Consider the following 6,895-nt stretch of genomic DNA (forward strand, 5'->3'; position numbering starts at 1 on the left):
ATGATTGGGTTGTCTGTTAATATCACCTTGTCGCTGCTGCTGGCTTTACCGGCCTGCGGCACCGCCCGCCCGGCAGCCCCGGCGGCACCAGCCGCGCCGCATACGTTGAGCCCCCCGCCCCGCGTTGCCGCCCGCCCGGTGGTAGGGGCCGAGCGTCTGGAAAAATACCTCCCGCAGCTGCAGGGCAAGCGCGTGGGCCTGGTCATCAACCAGACCTCGCGCGTGGGCCGCGCCTACCTCGTGGACACTCTGCGGGCGCGGGGCGTGACCGTGACGGCCATTTTCGCGCCCGAGCACGGCTTCCGGGGCGAGGAGGCCGACGGGGCCACCATCACCGACGGCCGCGATGCCCGCAGCGGCGTGCCCGTGCGCTCGGTGTACGGCAAAACCAAGAAGCCCACCCCCGAAATGCTGGCCGACGTGGACGTGCTCATCTTCGATATTCAGGACGTGGGGGCGCGGTTCTACACCTTCATCAGCACGCTGCACTACGTGATGGAGGCGGCCGCCGAGCAGGGCAAAACCGTCATCGTGCTCGACCGACCCAACCCCAACGCCGACCTCGTAGACGGCCCCATCCTGGAGCCAGCCCACAAATCCTTCGTCGGCCTCGACCCGCTGCCCATTGCCCACGGCCTCACGGTGGGCGAGCTGGCCACGATGATTAACGGCGAAAAATGGCTGGCCGGGGGCCGCAAATGTGCCCTCACGGTGGTGCCGCTGGCGGCCGGCTATACCCACGCCACGGCCTATGCCCTGCCCATTGCGCCCTCGCCCAACCTGCCCACGGCCCACGCCGTGGCCCTTTACCCCAGCATCTGCCTGTTTGAGGGCACCAACGTGAGCGTGGGGCGCGGCACCAGCACCCCGTTTGAGGTGATTGGCAGCCCCACGCAGCCCGCCACGCGGCCCTACACCTTCACGCCCGCCTCCAATGTCGGCTCGCCCAGCCCGCCCCTGAAGGGCCAGGCCTGCCACGGCCTCAACCTGGCCGGTGTGCCCACCCGCGCCGCGTCGGGCGGCCTGGTGCTGAGCTACCTGCTCGATTTTTATCAGCAGAGCACCGACAAGGCGCATTTTTTCGGAAAGTATTTCGAGGAATTGTCCGGCACGAATGCCCTACGCGAACAGATTATCGCGGGTAAGACGGAGGCCGAAATCCGCGCCTCGTGGGCGCCGGGGCTGAACAATTTCAAGGCGCTGCGCAAGAAATACCTGCTTTACCCGGAGCGATAGAGACTTCGGATACTCAGAATTCTGATGCTGAGGCGGATTTTTTTTCAGTAGCGCGAACTTTGCAGTTCGCGTCCTCGCACCGTTCGACTGATACTAATGGCGCGGGGACGCGAACTACAAAGTTCGCGCTACGGTGGCGCTACGGCCATTCGGCGTTTTCTTTGCCCCATGAATACTCCCCTGCGCCTGGTTTTCATGGGCACTCCCGATTTTGCCGTGCCCACCCTCGAAAGCCTGCTGGCCTGGCCCGGCGGGCAGGTGGTGGCCGTCGTCACGGCCCCCGACCGGCCGGCCGGGCGCGGACGGCAACTGCAGGCCTCGGCCGTGAAGCAGGCCGCCGAAGCCCACGGCCTGCCCGTGCTTCAGCCCACCAACCTGAAATCGCCCGATTTTCAAGCCGAGCTGAAATCCTACGCCGCCGATTTGCAGGTGGTGGTGGCCTTCCGCATGCTGCCCGAAGCCGTGTGGAACATGCCCCGGCTGGGCTCCATTAACATTCACGGCTCGCTGCTGCCGCAGTACCGGGGCGCGGCCCCCATCAACTGGGCCCTGATGCACGGCGACACGGAAACGGGCGTCACGTCCTTCTTCCTGCGCCACGAGATTGATACCGGCGACCTCATTTTTCAGGATAAGATGGCCATCGCGCCGGAGGACGATTTCGGCAGCGTGTACGACAAGCTCAAACTGGTGGGCGCCGCCCTGGCCCGCCGCTCGGTGGAGGCCATCGCGGCCGGCACCGCGCCCAGCACCCCGCAGGTTTACAGCGCCGACCTCCGCCCAGCGCCCAAGCTCCAGAAGGAAACCGGCCGCCTTGATTTCAATCGTCCCGCCGCTGAGCTAGTGAACTGGGTGCGCGGCCTCTCCCCCATTCCCACCGCCTTCGCCGCCCTGGCCGATGGCCGGATAATCAAGATTTTCCGCGCCGCCACGCTGCCTTTTGAAGCTGAAAACCCCGCCGCCCCGGCCGGCACCTGGGCTTCGGACGGCAAAAAATACCTGCGCGTGGCCGCCGCCGATGCCTGGCTTGATTTGTTAGATGTGCAGCTGGAGGGCAAGAAGCGGATGCCAGTGCAGGAATTGCTGCGCGGCTTTAAGCTGCCGGCATAGGTATGTAGGGGCGGAGCGGCGCTCCGCCCCGCCGTCTGCTCCATTTCAACGATTCCCTTCAACGACGGGCGGAGCACCGCTCCGCCCCTACGTCCGCTCCATTGCAACGATTCTCTTCAGCGACGGGCGGAGCACCGCTCCGCCCCTACACCGTTCAATTCTAACTTCCCCCCCATTGCCAATGGTTTCCTTCGTCGTGGCCGTAGCCGAAAACAATGCCATCGGGAAAGATGGTGAGCTGCCCTGGGGCCACCTGCCCGATGACCTGCAGCACTTCAAGCGCCTCACCCTGGGCCACCCCGTGGTGATGGGCCGCCGCACCTACGACAGCCTCGGCCGCGCCCTGCCCAAGCGCCCCAACATCGTCATCACGCGGCAGCCTGGCTGGGCCGCCCCCGGCTGCGAAACAGCCGGCTCAGTGCCCGCCGCCCTGGCCCGCGCCCGCGAGCTGGACGAGGAAATATGCGTGATTGGCGGCGGCAAAATCTACCGCGAAGCCCTGCCCGCCGCCGATGTCATCTACCTCACCGAAGTGCACCACAGCTTCGAAGGCGACGCCTTTTTCCCCGTCCTCAGCCCCACCGAGTGGCGCGAGGAAACCCGCGAGCGCCACGAAGCCGACGAGCGCCACGCCTACGCTTTCAGCTTCGTGACGCTGCGGCGGCGGTAAATGGTAACTGCGTAATTGAGTAAATGAGTAAGGGTGGGATTCGGCGGCGCAAATCGTACCGCAGAACCCCACCCTTACTCAGTTACTCATTTGCGACTTACCGCATGAGCACAAGCTTGCCCCAGTCGTTTTTGAAGGCTTTGTCGCCGCCCGTGGCGCGGTGGCCGAACTGAGCTCCGGGGTCGTCGAGAGCTACGCGGTAGAGGTAGGTGCCGTTGGCGAGGCGGTCGCCGTAGGTGTCGGTGCCGTCCCAGGCAAAATCGGTGATGTTGTTGCCGATGTGCAGTGGGCCGAGCTCGTTCATGAAAATCTCGCGCACCACCTTGCCCGTGAGGGTCACAATCTGGATTTTCATGTTGCGGGGCAGCTCCTGACCCGTCAGGGTGAATACAAAGCGGGCCTTGCTCACCACTGGGTTGGGATATGGGTACACGTTGGAGATTTGCGAGGCATTCACCACTTCAAACTTCACCTGGAAGTTCTGAGCCCCGGCGCTGGTGTTGCTGGCGTCGCGGCCCTGCACTTCCAGGGTGTACATGCCATCGGGCAGCGGGCCGGTTTTGCCGGGCTCGTAGGTGAGCTTGGCCACGCTGCCGTTGGTTTTATCAACGCTGAAGTGGAAGCTGTTGCTGTTCACATCCAACACGGCCGGCACCGTCTGGCCGGGGCGCTGCAGCAGCACGGTGAAGAAAGAGGCATCGGTGATGTGGCGGAACTTGTCCTCATCGTTGAGCTGAATATTGATGACGGGCATCGCCGACACTAGCTCGCCGTTGAGGATGTGGCGACCATCGAAAGCCACGTCAAGGGTCGGGGGCACGTTGCGGTCTGTTACCGTGAAGGCGGGCAGCGACAGCTCGTTGTTGGCGTAGTTCTGCTCGCGCTGGAGGCGCGGGTTCACCACTACCTCCACCACGAAGGTGCCAAACTGATTCGTCATATCAAACTTGACCGGGATGGTCAGCGTCTGGCCCGGCAGCAGCACTGTACGCGTGGTCACATCTATCGATTTGGCTATCGGCTGGCCCGTACCGGTCGAGCGGAGGTTGACGCGGGTGATGAGCGGCGAAGCAAAGGGAGCATCCGAGATGTTCTCAAACTTCACCGGGAAGCTGATGTAGGCCGAGTCGGCAGCCTGCCGGGCAAACTTGGCCGGGTCGTAGTCGGCGGCAGTGGCTAGGTCGCGCCGCACCACGCCTTCGGGCACACCCTGCGAGGTCACAAGCCACTGCTCCAGCTGCGGCGGAATTCGGGTAACGGCGTCGGACAGGGCCAACTCTAGGCGCAGGTAGGGATAGGCTTTGGCCGAAACCAGGGTGGTCAGCGGCTGCACGGCGGCCGTCACATTGGGTAGCACCACCGTTTCGTGGCCCAGCGAGTCGATGCCCACCACGCTCAGCGTGTGCTGGCCATTGGGCGTGAGGTTACGAATGGTGCTGTAAAGATTGGTCCACTGCTTGGCCGGGCCAATGCGCGTCGAAAGGATGCGGCCCGAAGAGCTGGCCAGCTGCAAGGTGTCACGCAACACAATGGTCTGAATATTTTTGGCAATGGTGCTGCTGGCATCCGGACCAATTTCATGCACCAGGCGGCCGGTAGTGGCCGTGAGCTTCTGGCCAAGCACGGCCAGGGGTTCTCCATCGGCCAGCCGGCCGATGAGCTGGGAGCCCAGCAGGGTTTGCAGACGGGTCTTGAGGGCCGCCGGAAGCAGGGAGTAACGCAGGCGGTTGGCCGATACTACCGCCACGTAGGAGCCCGCCGGAATATCCGTCAGGAAAGCATTGAGCTGCTGCTGACGAACGGCGCTGTAGTTCAAGTTGTCGAGGGTATCGACCGGCGTGTTGCCGTTAGCTGGGTCGGCCACCGAGAAGTAGTAGAAGTTATCCGGTGCCTGCCCGCACTGCTGGTAGCTGGCCGGCATGGCCACCGGCAGCAGCGAAGCCCCGTTGTACACGGCAATCAACAGGTTGGGCGAACGCACGCCACACCCGTACACGGAGGGCAACCCCGCCGCCGTACGAATGTAAATCCCCGCCCCGCTCAGCGAAACGAAGTTGGGCAAGCTGCGGGGCGGGCCGCCGCCCTGCGTGCGCAGCACCAGCGGCACCCGCGTGGCGGCAAACTCCCAGCGCTTGGTGGGGGCCTTCACCTCTACGCCGATGCGCGTATCCTGCCGGAACTGCGTGTAGTGGCTCTGCGACCACCCGCCGGGGCTACCAGGAATTACGCGCAGCGAGGACGTGGCCCAATCACCGCTTTCGCCGGTCCCGGGGGTGTGGAAACGGGCGCGCCAGTACCACACCAGGCTGTCGCGCTGGCCCAGGCGGGCGGGCAGCGTGGGCGTCCACTCCGCCAGCAGGCCCGCCGTGATGGTGGTGCGCTGCACGGCTCCGTTGAAGGTGGCCACGGTGTCAATCTCGAAATCGTAGTCGCGCTGTGCGCCCACCAGGTTGTTCGATTGCACCACCAGCCGGGGCTGGTTCGAGCCGGCAATGGCAAACTCAGTGGGGTTCAGTATCGAAACGCCTCCGCTCAGAAAAGTAAAGTCGATTTGGGCGGAGTTGTTGTTCTCGTTGGCTTCCGCTATCCGGTTGTTGGGGTCCAGCATCACTACAAACGTGCTGCTTCCGCTGGCTCCCACGCTGTTGCGCAGGGGCAGGGCGTAGGTAGTATCGGGCCCCCAGGCGGCCCGCCGGGTGAAGCTAAACACCGAGTCAGCCCGGTTTAGGGCGGCGGGGAACTTCCGCGTTACCCGAATTTCCAACGGCTCGGTAGGAATTTTGCCGGGGTTGGCTACGCCCACGTTCAGCACAAAGTCGTGCGAGTCGGCCCGCACTACGGTCTGGCCCGGAGCGGGCACAATGGACAGCTTGGCCGCGCTGGCAATGAAATCGGGCAGTGGCGGTGCGTACAGGCTTAGCGTAGGGTCGCCCTGCCAGCCGGTGCATAGCAGCTGCTCTTTTTCGTAGTCCTGTGTGAAAGAGCTTTGCAGGCGGCGCACCACCTCGTCGTGTACTACCGTAATAGGCTTACCGTACCAGGCCGGGTCGTTGAACAGGAGCTTATAGAGCGTATCCTGGGCAATACTCAAGGGAGTAGCGTAGCTGAAACCCGATTCTGCCAGCGAGCCCAGTGCGCCCTTGCGGTCGGCAAACAGCCAGTCTTCCACCACTGTAGGGGCCCGGGTAAAGGTAGCATTAGCAAAGCAACCGGTCAGAAATAAAAATGGATACTTGCGGTAGTTGGTAAAAGATGGCATGCTAGACGGCATACCAAAATTCAACGTAAAAGAAGTGGCAGCTGCGTGGCCGAAATAGGAAATTAATGAAACGCCGGCATTAAGCTGAGACGAAATATCAACGGCAACTGGCAGCGGCGTATTCCGGACCTCCGTTTCGACGTGCCCGCCGAACAGTGGCCGCTCGACCCGAGCCTTCGCTTCATCCATATAAGACTTGTATTCAATTGCTTCACCGGCATCCTTGGCTCCCACCAGGTGTAGCACGTTTTTGCGCCACGGCTGGGACCCCAGGGGTTCCAGGTTCTGCACTTCCTGGTCAATTACCTTATTCAAGTAATTCATTATCTGCTGCGGAGTGGTCACGGTGAGGCGGCCAGTGTGCAGTCGGGCTACAAAATCGTCGTTGAAATAGTCAGCCGTCAGCAGGTTATCCGATACGGAACGGGAACTGGTGGGTACCAGGTCAAGGCCAAACTCCCCTCCACGGGCGAAGTATGAGCCTTGCACCGGCTCGCTGGGCACAATGCCCTTGCCTAGCAACAGTAGACTTGTTGCAGCGGCATTAAGACAGGATATTTACGCATGAAAATCTCCATTCAGGATTTAAAAACGCCCCGTCAATGGCGGTCGGCCCTGGG

At 62.8% G+C, this 6,895-nt stretch carries 4 protein-coding genes; 3 read left to right on the forward strand and 1 reads right to left on the reverse strand.

From position 1 onward, the window contains the following. The 3 genes from HBN54_RS15635 to HBN54_RS15645 all read left to right on the forward strand — a co-directional run bounded on the left by HBN54_RS15635 (position 1) and on the right by HBN54_RS15645 (position 3,016). Positions 1-1,236: an exo-beta-N-acetylmuramidase NamZ family protein gene (locus HBN54_RS15635; protein ID WP_168674152.1), complete on the forward strand. Its 1,236-nt coding sequence runs from the start codon at positions 1-3 to the stop codon at positions 1,234-1,236. Between the two features lie 168 nt (positions 1,237-1,404). Further along, positions 1,405-2,346 (forward strand): methionyl-tRNA formyltransferase, encoded by a 942-nt coding sequence (gene fmt, locus HBN54_RS15640; RefSeq protein ID WP_210428079.1) that lies wholly within the window; start codon positions 1,405-1,407, stop codon positions 2,344-2,346. 181 nt (positions 2,347-2,527) lie between these two features. Then, a complete protein-coding gene (locus HBN54_RS15645; protein ID WP_168674153.1) occupies positions 2,528-3,016 on the forward strand; it encodes a dihydrofolate reductase in 489 nt (162 codons plus the stop codon). A gap of 97 nt (positions 3,017-3,113) precedes the next feature. On the opposite strand, the gene HBN54_RS15650 is transcribed toward HBN54_RS15645, so the two are convergent. Continuing rightward, entirely contained in the window at positions 3,114-6,797 is a 3,684-nt protein-coding gene (locus HBN54_RS15650; protein WP_168674154.1) for a C25 family cysteine peptidase, read from the reverse strand. Positions 6,798-6,895 lie beyond the last annotated feature (98 nt).

This window comes from Hymenobacter artigasi (assembly GCF_012275535.1).
Lineage (GTDB): Bacteria > Bacteroidota > Bacteroidia > Cytophagales > Hymenobacteraceae > Hymenobacter > Hymenobacter artigasi.

Coding starts and splice junctions, on each gene's coding strand:
- HBN54_RS15645 (WP_168674153.1), top strand. CDS start 2,528: ATGGTTTCCTTCGTCGTGGCCGTAGCCGAAAACAATGCCATCGGGAAA.
- fmt (WP_210428079.1), top strand. CDS start 1,405: ATGAATACTCCCCTGCGCCTGGTTTTCATGGGCACTCCCGATTTTGCC.
- HBN54_RS15635 (WP_168674152.1), top strand. CDS start 1: ATGATTGGGTTGTCTGTTAATATCACCTTGTCGCTGCTGCTGGCTTTA.